This window comes from Neobacillus sp. KR4-4, assembly GCF_042136325.1.
Taxonomy (GTDB): Bacteria; Bacillota; Bacilli; order Bacillales; family Cytobacillaceae; genus Neobacillus.
The window spans coordinates 21,444-34,957 of the sequence record NZ_JBHHJU010000001.1 but is presented as its reverse complement, the minus strand read 5'-3'; the positions used below and the strand labels follow the sequence as shown (position 1 = coordinate 34,957).

Annotated in this window: 13 protein-coding genes; 10 read left to right on the top strand and 3 right to left on the bottom strand. The window is 39.9% G+C overall.

The genetic code is table 11. The features are described 5' to 3' along the window. Positions 1–184 precede the first annotated feature (184 nt). From ACE198_RS00215 to ACE198_RS00200, 4 genes are all read left to right on the top strand, one after another. The gene (locus tag ACE198_RS00215) at positions 185–1,285 is read left to right on the top strand and encodes an amidohydrolase family protein (protein WP_251463323.1); all 1,101 of its coding nucleotides are present in this window, start codon (positions 185–187) and stop codon (positions 1,283–1,285) included. 23 nt (positions 1,286–1,308) lie between these two features. Then, on the top strand, positions 1,309–1,683 hold the full coding sequence (locus ACE198_RS00210) for a Rieske (2Fe-2S) protein (RefSeq protein WP_251463324.1): 375 nt from the start codon (positions 1,309–1,311) through the stop codon (positions 1,681–1,683). Positions 1,684–1,889: 206 nt separating this feature from the next. After that, positions 1,890–3,131 carry a CynX/NimT family MFS transporter gene (locus ACE198_RS00205; protein ID WP_375374265.1) on the top strand — a complete coding sequence of 414 codons (1,242 nt, stop codon included), beginning with the start codon at positions 1,890–1,892 and terminating at the stop codon, positions 3,129–3,131. 110 nt (positions 3,132–3,241) lie between these two features. Then, positions 3,242–3,409: a hypothetical protein gene (locus ACE198_RS00200; RefSeq protein ID WP_155928503.1), complete on the top strand. Its 168-nt coding sequence runs from the start codon at positions 3,242–3,244 to the stop codon at positions 3,407–3,409. A gap of 106 nt (positions 3,410–3,515) precedes the next feature. Here the strand turns inward: ACE198_RS00200 and ACE198_RS00195 are convergent, their stop codons facing one another. Both ACE198_RS00195 and ACE198_RS00190 read right to left on the bottom strand, forming a co-directional pair. Beyond that, positions 3,516–4,049: a hypothetical protein gene (locus tag ACE198_RS00195; protein WP_375374264.1), complete on the bottom strand. Its 534-nt coding sequence runs from the start codon at positions 4,047–4,049 to the stop codon at positions 3,516–3,518. After that, the gene (locus tag ACE198_RS00190; RefSeq protein ID WP_375374263.1) at positions 4,049–4,519 is read right to left on the bottom strand and encodes a hypothetical protein; all 471 of its coding nucleotides are present in this window, start codon (positions 4,517–4,519) and stop codon (positions 4,049–4,051) included. Before ACE198_RS00190 ends, ACE198_RS00195 begins: the two co-directional genes overlap by 1 nt. A gap of 251 nt (positions 4,520–4,770) precedes the next feature. Here ACE198_RS00190 and ACE198_RS00185 point away from each other — a divergent pair, with 251 nt between their 5' ends. The 4 genes from ACE198_RS00185 to ilvA all read left to right on the top strand — a co-directional run bounded on the left by ACE198_RS00185 (position 4,771) and on the right by ilvA (position 9,392). Further along, on the top strand, positions 4,771–5,853 hold the full coding sequence (locus tag ACE198_RS00185; RefSeq protein ID WP_375374262.1) for a branched-chain amino acid aminotransferase: 1,083 nt from the start codon (positions 4,771–4,773) through the stop codon (positions 5,851–5,853). 148 nt (positions 5,854–6,001) lie between these two features. Further along, a complete protein-coding gene (locus ACE198_RS00180) occupies positions 6,002–6,784 on the top strand; it encodes a cation:proton antiporter (RefSeq protein ID WP_375374261.1) in 783 nt (260 codons plus the stop codon). After that, entirely contained in the window at positions 6,666–8,048 is a 1,383-nt protein-coding gene (locus ACE198_RS00175) for a cation:proton antiporter (RefSeq protein ID WP_375374479.1), read from the top strand. The genes ACE198_RS00180 and ACE198_RS00175 overlap by 119 nt, the downstream gene beginning before the upstream one ends. A gap of 171 nt (positions 8,049–8,219) precedes the next feature. After that, entirely contained in the window at positions 8,220–9,392 is a 1,173-nt protein-coding gene (ilvA, locus tag ACE198_RS00170; RefSeq protein WP_098576169.1) for a threonine ammonia-lyase, read from the top strand. Positions 9,393–9,791: 399 nt separating this feature from the next. On the opposite strand, the gene ACE198_RS00165 is transcribed toward ilvA, so the two are convergent. Beyond that, positions 9,792–10,130 carry a zinc ribbon domain-containing protein YjdM gene (locus ACE198_RS00165; RefSeq protein ID WP_375374260.1) on the bottom strand — a complete coding sequence of 113 codons (339 nt, stop codon included), beginning with the start codon at positions 10,128–10,130 and terminating at the stop codon, positions 9,792–9,794. Between the two features lie 646 nt (positions 10,131–10,776). Between ACE198_RS00165 and ACE198_RS00160 the strand changes: the two genes are divergently transcribed. Together ACE198_RS00160 and ACE198_RS00155 are read left to right on the top strand one after the other, a co-directional pair. Further along, on the top strand, positions 10,777–12,987 hold the full coding sequence (locus tag ACE198_RS00160) for an HYR domain-containing protein (RefSeq protein WP_375374259.1): 2,211 nt from the start codon (positions 10,777–10,779) through the stop codon (positions 12,985–12,987). 227 nt (positions 12,988–13,214) lie between these two features. Next, on the top strand, positions 13,215–13,358 hold the full coding sequence (locus ACE198_RS00155; RefSeq protein WP_375374258.1) for a hypothetical protein: 144 nt from the start codon (positions 13,215–13,217) through the stop codon (positions 13,356–13,358). The last annotated feature ends 156 nt before the right edge of the window (positions 13,359–13,514 follow it).

Sequence of the window (13,514 nt, the reverse complement as noted above, 5' to 3'; positions counted from 1 at the left end):
GATTGGTCCAGAAATGAGACCGATCGAGCCATTATGATCCTGTGTAATTTGCTTGAATTTTTTCTTCATTCGGATATGAAATTTCGATAGTTGATGATCCCAAAAACAACTTATGGGGAAAGCAATTTCACGGTAACACCTTAACTTGCCGGAAGTCTATAAAATAAATGGAGGTAATGAAAGTATGGAGACAACTATGAAAAAGAGGTCATCCAAACCGGGCGTTGATTACGGAATTATTGATTGTGATGTCCATCAAACATTACACAGCTATGAGGATTTAAAGCCTTATATGCCTAGAGTATGGTGGGATCGACTAAAGGAGCCAGGCGGTACATTTCCATCACTCGTTTGGAGACCAATCCCTTTGGGACGCAGAGATGCATCACCTGGAAATGGAATGACTCCAGGGTCAGACCCAGAATATGCAAAAAAGGACTTCCTTGATCGATATAACATTACAAAAGGTATATTAACTGGTAGTCTTCTAACCATTTCCACACATAATAACCCGGATTATGCTGCTGCGATAGCTACAGCATTTAATGATTGGACCATGGATAATTGGATCGCTAATGATGATCGCTGGTTAGCATCTATTGTTATCGCAACACAAGACCCGTTATTGGCAGCAAAAGAAATCGATCGCCTCGGATCGCACCCAAAAGTATGTCAAGTAGTGATTAGTCCAGCATCAAGCCAACCTTATGGTCAAAGATGGTTCTACCCTATATTCGAGGCAGCTGTACGAAATAATTTGGTAATCGCTCTCCATAGTGGAGGAGAGGGCGAAGGGATTAATACTCCGCCTATCTCAGCGGTAGGACAGCCGACAACAAATTTAGAGCGACACAACATTTTGCCGATTCATCAAATGTCACAATTAAACAGTATTGTTTGTGAAGGTGTCTTTGAAAGATTCCCGACGTTGAAAGTGGTTGCAGTAGAAGGTGGATTAGGATGGTTACCGCATCTAATGTGGCGGATGGATAAGAACTATATTGCCATGCGAAAAGAGGTTCCTTGGTTGAAGCGTAAACCAAGTGAATATATCATGGATCATTACCGTTTTACGACACAGCCTATTGAAGAGCCGGAAAACTTTCAAGAAATGATCCAGATGCTTCAGTTAATGCGAGCTGAAAAAACAGTCATGTTTGCAACAGATTATCCGCATTGGGACAATGATGATCCAAAATTTGTACTTAGTAAACTGCCAGAAGAGATGCGTAGACGAGTAGCATACGAAAACGCAGCTGAATTGTATCATATTAATGCCAAATAAAGTGAACAGGGAGGTCAATCGACATGACGGAAGCTCTTCAAAAAGTAAAGCCTAAATATGCAGTAGCAGAAGTTGGGGATATTGAAGTTGGCAGTTGTAAAATTGTGACGGTTAATGGACGCAGTATTGGAATTTATTATGATGGCAGCAACTATCACGCCATTCGTAATGTATGTCCCCATGAACAAGCTGAATTATGCAAAGGTACATTTTCAGGAACGACATTGCCTTCAAAACCGCATGAATACATTTACGGCATGGAAGGTGAGGTATTACTCTGCCCTTGGCATGGATGGGAGTTTAACATCCATAATGGTGAATGTCTTGGGGATCCAAGGTACAAGGTAAAAATCTACCAAGTATCCGTTGAAAATGATAAAATTATGGTACAAATGTAGGCTGAGGAAGCAAATTTTCTCGGGTATGGTTCAATGTCTGGAGATCCATTAATTCTTTCAAGCTGTTGGGTTGTTTTTCCTTAACAGCTTGTTTTTATGTTTGGAAAAATAATGAAATGGAGTAGTAGAAGAGAAAATCAGTAGAATCTAATAAAATATTCATACAATCTGCCTGTATATAACCAGGAAAGGTAAAGGAGAATTCCATGACTTCAAAAGGCAACATCACTAAAAAACGTGCTTCCCTTCCCCTGGGAATTTGGGTACTCATCTTAGGAATCATATTTGCAGGCGCTAACCTTAGGGCTCCCCTTACAAGTGTAGGCCCTATCATTGAAACGATTCGCCAAGATACTGGAATGTCTCATACATTAGCAGGTATGTTGACTACTTTACCATTGCTTGCGTTTGCTCTTTTTTCACCCCTTGCTCCAAAAATTTCTCGTCGTGTTGGATTAGAATATACACTATTTGGAGCCTTGCTTTTGCTAGTAGCAGGGATAATCATACGCTCTATACCTTACATAACTGCATTGTTTATCGGTACAGCAGTGCTTGGTATAGCAATCGCATTATGCAATGTGCTTTTACCCAGTTTGATTAAACGAGAGTTTCCCAATAAAGTCGGTATTATGACAGGTATATACGCCGTGTCTATGAATTTGTGGGCAGCTGTTGCCTCGGGAATTACTATTCCCATCACCGAAGGGGTAGAATTTGGATGGCGAGGTGCTCTTGCTTGTTGGGTCCTTCTTTCTATCATTTCAATTGTTTTCTGGATTCCTCAAATACGTGTTCACCACCAGACAACAAGTTCTCTTGATACAGGAGGATCTTTATGGCATTCTCGTCTTGCATGGAACGTCACTTTTTTCATGGGTTTACAATCTACAGCCTTTTATGTTGTGGTAACTTGGCTCCCTTCGATTCTTCAACAACAAGGGATTAGCCCATCTGGAGCAGGATGGCTGCTATCATTAACACAATTTGCAAGCCTTCCAGCCACATTAATTGTGTCAATTCTTGCTGGTCGCTTTTCTAATCAACGTTGGCTGGTTGGGCTCTCAGTAATCTTTTTACTCTTAGGTTACGCCGGACTTTTTAGTGGCATTACCTCTTTAGCACCGTTATCCGTCATTTTAATCGGCGTTGGAATAGGGTCAGCGTTTGGTCTGGCTACTCTGTTTTTTGTACTACGTACACATAACGCACATCAAGCTGCCGAATTATCAGGTATGGCTCAATCAGTTGGTTATTTATTAGCAGCAATAGGGCCGACTCTTTTTGGATTTATACACGATGTAACTCACAATTGGACTATCCTTCTTCTAATTTTGGGTTTTGGAGCCTGTCTTCTCTTTATTGTTGGTATGGAAGCCGGAAGTAGTAATTTTGTAACCACAAATCAGGGCAATTACAGAGCCAGTACGATAAAAAAGAAGGCATAGCAAGTAAAAAAAATGGTATTGAAATGCCCTCGAGCTAATAACAGATCCTGCTTTGAATAATTAAATTAATGCTACATATACTACTCTTTAGATTTAGGGGGGGTGAGTATATGCCAAATCAACAAAACAACCAGCAAAAAGGGAAAACCAATCCTAATCAACAAGGGGCCGGGTCTCAGTATCACGAGGAGCATGCGAGTAATGTTCCGGATTATGGAGCAAACACGGTGGACCCCAATGCTTTTACAAATGCCGCTGAAAACAATGAACAATCTTGATTTTTTTTAGACGCCCATTTGTGGCGTTTTTTTACTGTTGTCGAGATTAACTGCTTATTTGATCTCTCTTCAATAAGGAGATTAATTACTATCTCTGTTGAAACATTTACCATTTATCAGCTCCACTATCTGAATGGATTGGCGTACGCTTTAATTTTTCAAAAGTGCCTTTTAAAAAAAGAAAGAAAAGCAAATAAATACATAGCGTCACGAGATATATCGGAAAGGAATACGAAAACTTCCATCCCTTGTACGTGAATACATGTAACTTAAAGCTAAGCACCTCAACTCCTAGTGAAATGATTGCCCAGGATACAATGTACCAAAATACCCCTACCCCTTTTACACTCCATTTATCATAAAAATAAACAAAGGCATAGCCAAAAGGGGGGTATAGGAACCAAGCAATAAAGTCGAACCATTCATATTTTTCTACATCGTTGATATCGTATAAATCAAATTTTGTTCCGGCCAATATATGATCAATGACTTGAGCATATGCCATGCTAAATAGCAGCATAAGAATGGCTATGGAAAGCGGAAATCGCTTAGGAAGAAGCAGAATAAATGTGTATGTAACCACTATGGAAATGGTAACGAACCACTCATTGGTATCGAAGTTCTCTGGTGAAACTAACATTATTGTTTCAACTCTTTCAAAACTAATTTTCGAAACAAATGGTGACACCCAACGCTAAATAACCAAATGGTGACCCATTGTATAAGATCATACTGCCAATTCCAATTCACATAATTTACGGCATCTACTATTTTTGCTAAATTTTCTAACCCCACGATCAGCAATATGGTAAAAAGCGAAAGTCCAATTTTCATTAACTTATGATCCGTGGAATATAGGCGGTCAATATTCCATGTCACTACTAGGGGGTATAATACTAGAAAAGTGAGATAAAATGTTATAATCCCTGCAATCTTATCTGATAATTGAATGCTCTCAAGATTTAACATAACAATATCCATCACATTGCTATCAATATATATGACAAGGATTATGATAAAAGCCAGTTCAAGTATGTTTAAATTTTTAGGCATGACCGTAAAATATATGATCACAAGTGAACATATGGTTGAAAAAATCACCAATGACATCTGTGTAACTCCCTTTATTCTTTGTCCTGTCTAAGTATTAATTTTTAGTTTTGGCATTTTTCTAGGTAATTATGTTTGTTTTTCTAAAAATATATTTTTGGAATTATTCGATTTTTTAATCAAGAGAATGGCAGTGAGTGCTGCTTAGGTGTTATAGTTAGATAATAAAGTTTATTTCATTTAGAATTTCCACAAAGCAAAAAGCCTACTAATCATCAAGATAAAGTAGAGAATCGATAAGAGGTGTAAGCATGAAACAAGAAATTGGATTTGTTCAAAGAGAAGTATTAAAGGAAAAACCTGATTTTGCTTCACTTGGTTTTGGGAAGTATTTTAGTGACTATATGTTTGTCATGGATTATCAACATGAAATCGGCTGGTATGATCCAAGAATTACTCCTTACGAACCTTTAACTTTAGAGCCGTCTGCCATGGTTTTTCACTATGGACAAGCAATCTTCGAGGGAATGAAAGCCTATAGGACAGCTGATGGTGCAATACAGCTTTTCCGTCCAGAGAAAAACATGAGACGTTTGAATGAATCTTGCGAAAGACTATGCATTCCGCAAATTGATGAGGAATTTCTATTAAAAGCCATTAAACAATTAGTTTTAACCGAAAAAGATTGGGTTCCTAATGGTGAAGGTACTTCTCTTTACATTCGTCCGTTTATTTTCTCAACGGAACCATATCTTGGCGTCCGTCCGGCGAAACAATATAAATTGCTTGTAATTCTTTCGCCATCTGGAGCTTATTATGGAGACCAATTAAGCCCTGTTAGAATTTATGTAGAAGAACATTATGTTCGCGCGGTAATTGGCGGAGTGGGTCATGTGAAAACTGCTGGAAACTATGCAGCCAGTCTGAAAGCGCAAGAAAAAGCAGATGAAAATGGATTTGCTCAAATTCTCTGGCTTGATGCGAAAGAAAATAAGTATGTCGAAGAAGTTGGCAGCATGAATATCTTCTTCAAAATTAATGGTGAAGTGGTCACACCACGATTAAACGGAAGTATTTTACCAGGGGTAACACGTGATTCCGTGATTGAATTACTAAAATATTGGAATATTCCTGTACGGGAAGAGAAAATTTCCATTGAAGAGGTATTTGAAGCACATGCACGCGGAGAGCTTGAAGAAGTGTTTGGTGCAGGAACAGCTGCTGTTATTTCCCCTGTTGGCGAATTAACTTGGAATGACCAGGCGATTACCATAAATGAGCGTCAAATCGGCGAACTCTCGCAGCGGATTTATGATGAAGTGACCGGCATTCAACTTGGTAAAAAAGAAGATCCGTTTAACTGGACAGTGAAGATTGAACAGGTAGAAGTGTAAAAGGAAAACCGGGCAAATCGCCCGGTTTTTAGTTTTGTGGCGAACAGTGTCTTCACTGTTCGCCTATTTTTTTGAAAAAGAAATTTCCCTCTCTATGTGTTGAAAAATATCCTTGTTACACAAAATACTTTAAGAGAGGAGACCTGCAATGGAATTTTTTCTACTTATCCTTTTATTACTTGCTGTCATTGGATTATCTAGTTTCATCCATCACTTTTTTCCATACATACCAGTGCCGCTGGTTCAAATTGCGCTTGGGGTGTTACTTGCTTCGCTGCCGTTAGGCATTCATATCCCCATGGAGCCGGAGTTGTTTTTCGTATTGTTTATCGCTCCCCTGCTTTTTCATGATGGAAAAAATGTTTCACGGCACGCACTATGGAAATTACGAAAACCGATCCTCCTACTTGCCCTCGGTCTAGTATTTGTTACCGTATTTACGATTGGATATTTAATTTATTGGCTGATTCCGTCCATTCCACTGCCAGCTGCTTTTGCTTTGGCTGCGATTCTCTCTCCGACCGATGTCGTTGCTGTGGGTGCTATTTCGAGCCGGGTGAAGATACCGGAAACGATTATGCATATCCTTGAAGGGGAGGGCTTAATGAACGATGCCTCTGGATTGGTTGCATTTAAATTTGCGGTTGCCGCAACGGTTACAGGTGCTTTCTCATTAGCTCAGGCAAGCGGGAGTTTTATCGTAATTGCGATTGGCGGTCTAGCAGGCGGTTCACTTCTAGCCATTCTAATCATTCAACTGAAAATCTTTATTCGCCGGCTGGGGATGGAGGATGGAGGATGTGACCATCCACATGTTGATTCAACTTCTTACCCCATTCGTGATTTTTTACCTTGTGGAGCATGTTCATCTCTCGGGTATTTTATGTGTGGTTGCGGCAGGGATTGTACATACCATCTACCGCGAACGTGATCAATCTCCTGCGATGAAATTACAATTGGTTTCACAAAACACGTGGACGGTGCTTATCTATATCTTGAACGGATTGGTGTTCCTTCTATTAGGTCTGCAAGTTCCAAGTGTTATCAGTGAAATTTTCAAGGACCCGTTGTTTAATAATTGGGAAGTGAGTAAGTATATTTTCATCCTATCCGCTGCCCTTCTCTTCTTGCGCTTTTTATGGATTGGTGCGGCATGGAAGTGGGAGTGGCTCAAAAAGGAAATCGAAATGCCTTCAATGAGAGCGATTGGTATTATCACTATTTCCGGAGTCAGAGGGGCGGTCACCCTAGCCGGAGCATTCACCATTCCCTATGTCCTAGCCGATGGAGCCCCTTTTCCTCAGCGTTCTTTAATTATTTTTATAGCCGCTGGGGTTATTCTGGTCACACTCCTAACGGCCAGTATCTTCTTGCCAATTCTTACTAGAACAGAAAAAGGAAAAGTAAACGCTAATGAACAACGGGAAATAATGGCACGAGAGGCGAAGCTGCGGACAATTGATTCCGCTATTCGGTCGATTCGTGAATTGATGAACGATGAGAATCGCGGTGCTGCGGTTTCGGTTATTGCCTCATACAATCAAATTAGAAATCAGCTGAACATGGAAAATAATAAAAACTCCGAGCACTTAAAACTACTGGAAACTGAAATTCGGATGAAGGCCTTGGAAGCTGAAGCCCTTTATATTGAAACATTAAAATTAGAGGGGAAAATCGACCGAGAAACGTATTATTTGTCCGATGAACATATTCAGAGGATGAGGCTTGCTGTAACCAATCGGATGCGCTTTAGAAGATTATTTATTGGAACACTTGCTAAAAGAAGTGTCTTCAAACTAATTCAGTTAATCATTCCGAAAAGCCAGCAACAGCTTGAAACCCGCCAGGCGCAATTGAAGAAAATGATTCAGTTAAAAGTGAATATGGCGAAAGCTGCCATTAAGTATTTAAATAACCAGATGACACCTGAAAATGAGCATGTGTATTTAGTGATTATTGGAGAATATAGCGAAATGCTCACGAAATTTAAATTGGCGAAAAAGGGGGCCGACTCTGCTCATTACAGGCATTTACAAAGAGAATTGCGTGCAAAGGCATTCCAGGCGGAACGAGATGAAATTCAGAAATTGTACGAAGAAGGAGAAATCACTGCCGATATCATCCGGAAAATTCGCAAGCAGATCAATATTCGGGAGGCCTACTGGATGGAAGAAAGCAGTCTCCATACTCATTAGTAATCCACCGCACAATTGTACAGAGAAGTGACAGCCGGCACAGACCATATGCGTCTTTTTCTTCTTTTCATGACATAGTTTATTTGCTCCAGTACATCCTAAAAAGAAGAATTCTGTGACGGAGGAGAGAATACATTGAACATTGATGATATCATCGTAGCGCGTGAGAAAATGAAGGGAATTGTTCATACCACTCCCCTCGATTATTCGAAGACTTTTAGTCAGCTCGCTCATAATGAAATTTTTTTAAAGCTGGAAAATCTCCAAAAAACAGGCTCCTTTAAAGTAAGGGGCTCTTACAATAAGCTAAATTCGCTCTCACAGGAAGAACTTTCAAAAGGTGTTGTCGCAGCATCTGCTGGAAACCATGCGCAAGGAGTAGCGTATTCGAGTCAAATGCTTGGAGTACCGTGCAAAATTGTAATGCCTAAAGGAGCTCCACTTAGTAAAATTCTAGCCACAAAACAATATGGTGCAGAAGTAATTTTAGAGGGTGCCACATTCGATGATGCTCTCTCCTATGCATTAAAACTTAAAGAGCAACTCGATGCCACCTTTATTCATGCTTTTGACGATGAGGCAATCATGACAGGGCAAGGTACGGTCGGGTTAGAAATCTTTGACCAGCTTCCTGATGTGGAGGCGGTTGTTTGTCCAATTGGCGGCGGCGGGCTGATTGCTGGTGTGGCCATGGCAATTAAGGAAAAAAATCCCGATATATCGGTTTACGGTATTCAAGCACTAGCTTGCCCAAGTATGAAGCAGTCCTTGTTTGAAAATAAACCTGTGATGGTTGACTCCACTCCTACAATGGCGGATGGAATTGCCGTTAAAAAACCTGGGTTGAAGCCCTTTGAAATTGTTCAAAAATACGTGGATGATGTTTTTTGCGTCGATGAAATGGAAATTGCCAGGACCATGCTCATGTTGATGGAAAGAAATAAACTATTAGTAGAAGGATCAGGTGCTGTATCACTTGCTTCCCTACTTTATGAAAAGTTGAATATAAGGGATAAAAAAGTGGTGGCTGTATTAAGCGGCGGCAACGTGGATATGAATTTTATTTCAAGAATTATAGAACGCGGTTTGGTTGAATCTGGAAGGTATGCGATTTTTACCATTACCTTAAAAGACAAACCAGGTGAACTGCAACGAGTCTTAAGCTCGATTACAGATTTGGATGCGAACGTTCAATCTGTTAATCTCCATCGAATTGGCAAAGATATTTATCCCGGCTATGCCCAAATTGAGATTTCAGTCGAGACAAAAAACCACGATCATATTGAGCAGCTGCATAAAGTTCTTATCGAGAAAAACTATCGCGTGGAAATGGGTCATTGTTAGAGTTATTTAGAGCTTGGGCGTCCAAGCTCTTTAACTTATTTATACTAGGTGCCCAATAATCTCCTCGTTTGTACATTGTAGAAAATCTGGGAGATCCTCTCGATTGGAAGTTAGTTGAAAATAATAAGTAACATCTTTGTCCTGATAAGATTGATAGCGTAATATATTCTTTTCACAAGCAAGTTTACTTATGATCTGTTCATAAAATTGCCCCTGCGTCATACAATCCTTCGTACCTAAATGAATGATCCCTTTAGTTGATTTTCAATGATGAAGCGTAGTTGCTTTGCTAATTGAACATCCAAAAGATTGTTACACACCAAATTGTTATAGACATCGATTGTTTTATTATTTTTTATGCTTTCTTTTAAGCTAGGCATGCTACCTAGCTCTTTGATTCTACAACTTCTTTACAAATTCAGATTTTAAACTCATTGCTCCAAAACCATCAATTTTGCAATCAATATTGTGGTCTCCATCCACTAAACGGATGTTTTTAACCTTTGTACCTGCTTTTAAGACTGATGAGCTTCCTTTAACTTTCAGGTCTTTAATAACGGTGATCGAGTCCCCATCATTTAAGACATTTCCATTGGAATCCTTCACTACTTTTAGATCTTCTTGTTCTGCTTCTGATTCTAAATTCCATTCATGAGCGCATTCTGGACAAACAAAAAGACTTCCATCCTCGTACGTATATTCAGAATTACATTTTGGGCAGTTCGGTAAATTAGACATTTGTAGAATACCTCCATTCATCCCTGTTATTCTATTACATCCGATGGGCTCTAGTCTATATCTGTTTAAGAATGCAAAATATATTCAAAACAGGCCACACCCTCCACTTGCTTAAAACCTTCCTTAATGTATAAAGCTTGTGCCCGCTCATATGATGGTCCTCCCCATCGACTCTTTTCTTAAAGTAGCCAAATAAATCATATTTTAAGTCCAAAAAAACATTGCTTATTACTTCAAAATATAAAGCGAAAAATGAACTTGAATACATTTCAAGCAGGGATGTATTTTTCTTCGAAAAGCGGCAAAGAACAATGAAAACACGCTACTTTCAAAATTTAGAACTTGTTGAAAAACTTCTTTTAGGAATAAACCAGATTGTAAGAAAGGGAATCCATTTAATTGGTTTCCCTCTTTCATTTTAAAAGAAGTTGATTGAAATGAATATGCGTTATATTTGTCCAAGCAATATTAAATTTATTTTCATATTTTAAAGGACAACTATCGTAAGGGGAAAAAATTTAAGGAACAGAGCAAGTGGCATTTTCATGCAAATACGATTGCCCCGGTATGGGTTTAATCGGTAACAACATTTCTGGCACCAACAGACAAATTTCTTTATGACTAAATAGAGGTGATATTTTACAAGATGTTAGAAGAAAATTTAAAAAAGTTAAGTTTACCAATTCAACCGGAAGAGGAAGCAAATCCATCCATAATTGTTGAGCAAGCAATTAATTCTACAGATATACAATTATCAACAAATCCAAGACCTGATAACGAACCTACTGTGGCAGCCAACCCGAATAACCCCATGTCCATCGTAGCAGCTTCACACGCATACGGGTTGCCTAATGGATTTGCCCAATTTGGTGTATATCGTTCAACTAATGGAGGAAACACATTCACTTCGTCTTTACTTCCATTACCGGCAGGATTTGACTTTACCTCAGATCCTGTAATAGACGCCGATTTACACAATCGATATTTATTAGCTGGTATAGCTGTTAAACAGGTAAACCCAGAAGAGGCGTCCATCATTGTGTATCGATCCGTGGACGATGGCCAAACTTTTTCGAATGCCATTATTGTTTCTGACTTAGTTGGGAATGGCATCTTTGATGACAAGGAATTTCTTGCTTTCGACAAAACCCCGACAAGCCCATTTGAGGGGAATGCCTATATTAGCTATACCAGGTTTACCAATAATGAAAATAATTCACAGATATTGCTTCAAAGATCCACAGACGGAGGAATAACATGGAACCCAGCAGTTCCTATTACACCGGTACTAGCAGGGCTTCCTTTTGTGCAGGGGTCAAATGTTCAGGTAGGTCCGAATGGAGAAGTGTATGTTGCTTGGGTTGAGGGGGATTTCAATAATGCTTTATTCCAAATTCGCCGGTCAGTTGATGGAGGTGTGACATTTGGGCCTACTGTTACTGTCAGTCCGATAGTTCGAGTTCCATTTTTTCTAACACCAAAAGTCCCGCAATGGGCCTTCCGTATTCCTACCTTTGCATTTCTTGCGGTAGATACTTCAGGATGTTTTGGTTCTGCAAATTTTGCAAGAGTATATGCTGTATGGCAGGATTTTCGTACTTCGAATGCTCATATCCTTATGTCTTTTTCCGATGATGGCGGAGTGACTTGGTCGACTCCTAGTCGTGTTGACAACAGTCCTGAGAATACCCAAAATTTTTTCCCATTTGTTACGGTTTCCGCGTGTAGTGGCACCTGCAGCGTGATTTACTATACAAACCGGGTATCAAGTCCGCTTTTGGATGTTTTTGCTGCAGTATCAATTGATGGAGGAACCACCTTTACAATTTCGCAAATAACAGACGTTTCATCCAATCCTAATGGTACTTTTGGTAATCCTGCCACTTTTATTGGTGACTATATCTTTTCAGCCATGATTCCACCGAGTTTGCAGACACCGGAAAAGCTAGTCTCTGTTTGGACCGACTTTCGAACTGGAAATCAGGATATATTTGCGAACATCAGTGATCTCACCCGCACTTCTCCTACCATTATCTGTACTGGAGATATTACAGTTGGCAATACTCCGGGACAATGTGGGGCTGTCGTGAACTATCCTCCTCCCCAAGTAGTGGACAGCTGTCCGGGTGCTATTGTTTCATGCTCACCACCATCTGGTTCTTTCTTTCCGGCAGGAGCTACAACGGTCACTTGCACGGCTACAGACCCGTGTGGAGGGGGATCGGCAATATGCTCGTTTACTGTAACTGTAAACGATATAGAACCACCGACAATCAGCTGTCCTACTAACATTACCGCTGCAAATGATCCAGGGCAATGCGGGGCTGTCGTGAATTATCCGCCACCCACTGTCAGTGACAACTGTCCCGGCGTTACGTCTTCTTGTTTACCAGCATCAGGTTCCTTTTTCCCTGTTGGAAGTACAACCATTACATGCACTGCGACCGATGCTGCCGGAAATACTAGTACGTGTTCGTTTACTGTAACAGTAAACGATACTGAGGCACCAGTGATTCATTGTCCCGCCGATATCATAGTTGGTAATGATTCAGGTACAGATGGGGCAATCGTTCACTTTACTCCTACCGTAAGTGATAACTGTCCAAATCCTACATTTTTCTGTACCCCTTCATCCGGTTCCTTTTTTCCACTTGGGACAACACCCGTCACGTGTACTGCAACAGATGCTTCTGGAAATACTAGCACTTGTTCGTTCAAAGTCACAGTCATCACCGGACATGACGGAAGCAGCGGCAGTCATGGTAGCAGTGGCCGTCACGGAAGCAGTGGAAAGCCTAAACGTCCTGGAAAGGGAAAAAAAGGGAAAGGGAAACCTGGGAAGGGCGGTCGTTTTTAAAAGACCATTCTTCTTAAGTAAAATCTGCTCCTTGCAGCACCAAGGAATTGAAACCAGGATTTTTTAGATTAAATCCATTACCTGTAGAAATCGAACCTTTTAAACTTAAAAAATAAATGACTCTATTCGGAGTTTTTTGCTCAGTAGTATAATTTTTTATCAGATTGTCCAATCCCTTTCGAAATCAGCATAGTATAAAATAACATTAAAACTAAGAAGGGACCTTTATGAAGTTTTTAAATAGTTTTTTTAGAATAGGGATTGGCTCTCATCTTGTTGTATTACTGGCTATGACACTCCTCCCTGTTTTCATTGTGACAGATCAATTAGATGTTTTCGAGAAAATCATCTCCAATATTTCGGAAAAATAAAGCTGCCTATAAAAATGGGCAACTGTACTGACTGTCTTTTACGATAGTCACCGATCGTAACCTCAATAACTTCTGAAGCTCTTGCTCCTGTTTCAAATAATAATTAAACACAATTAAAGGTGGATATTCCTCGCCAAGCTCTTTGGGACGAAGTTT

Bases quoted from the DNA above. Each gene is read 5' to 3' on its own strand.
- ACE198_RS00215 (WP_251463323.1), top strand. From the start codon at position 185: ATGGAGACAACTATGAAAAAGAGGTCATCCAAACCGGGCGTTGATTAC.
- ACE198_RS00210 (WP_251463324.1), top strand. From the start codon at position 1,309: ATGACGGAAGCTCTTCAAAAAGTAAAGCCTAAATATGCAGTAGCAGAA.
- ACE198_RS00205 (WP_375374265.1), top strand. From the start codon at position 1,890: ATGACTTCAAAAGGCAACATCACTAAAAAACGTGCTTCCCTTCCCCTG.
- ACE198_RS00200 (WP_155928503.1), top strand. From the start codon at position 3,242: ATGCCAAATCAACAAAACAACCAGCAAAAAGGGAAAACCAATCCTAAT.
- ACE198_RS00195 (WP_375374264.1), bottom strand. From the start codon at position 4,049: ATGTTAGTTTCACCAGAGAACTTCGATACCAATGAGTGGTTCGTTACC.
- ACE198_RS00190 (WP_375374263.1), bottom strand. From the start codon at position 4,519: ATGTCATTGGTGATTTTTTCAACCATATGTTCACTTGTGATCATATAT.
- ACE198_RS00185 (WP_375374262.1), top strand. From the start codon at position 4,771: ATGAAACAAGAAATTGGATTTGTTCAAAGAGAAGTATTAAAGGAAAAA.
- ACE198_RS00180 (WP_375374261.1), top strand. From the start codon at position 6,002: ATGGAATTTTTTCTACTTATCCTTTTATTACTTGCTGTCATTGGATTA.
- ACE198_RS00175 (WP_375374479.1), top strand. From the start codon at position 6,666: ATGTTGATTCAACTTCTTACCCCATTCGTGATTTTTTACCTTGTGGAG.
- ilvA (WP_098576169.1), top strand. From the start codon at position 8,220: ATGAAGGGAATTGTTCATACCACTCCCCTCGATTATTCGAAGACTTTT.
- ACE198_RS00165 (WP_375374260.1), bottom strand. From the start codon at position 10,130: ATGTCTAATTTACCGAACTGCCCAAAATGTAATTCTGAATATACGTAC.
- ACE198_RS00160 (WP_375374259.1), top strand. From the start codon at position 10,777: ATGTTAGAAGAAAATTTAAAAAAGTTAAGTTTACCAATTCAACCGGAA.
- ACE198_RS00155 (WP_375374258.1), top strand. From the start codon at position 13,215: ATGAAGTTTTTAAATAGTTTTTTTAGAATAGGGATTGGCTCTCATCTT.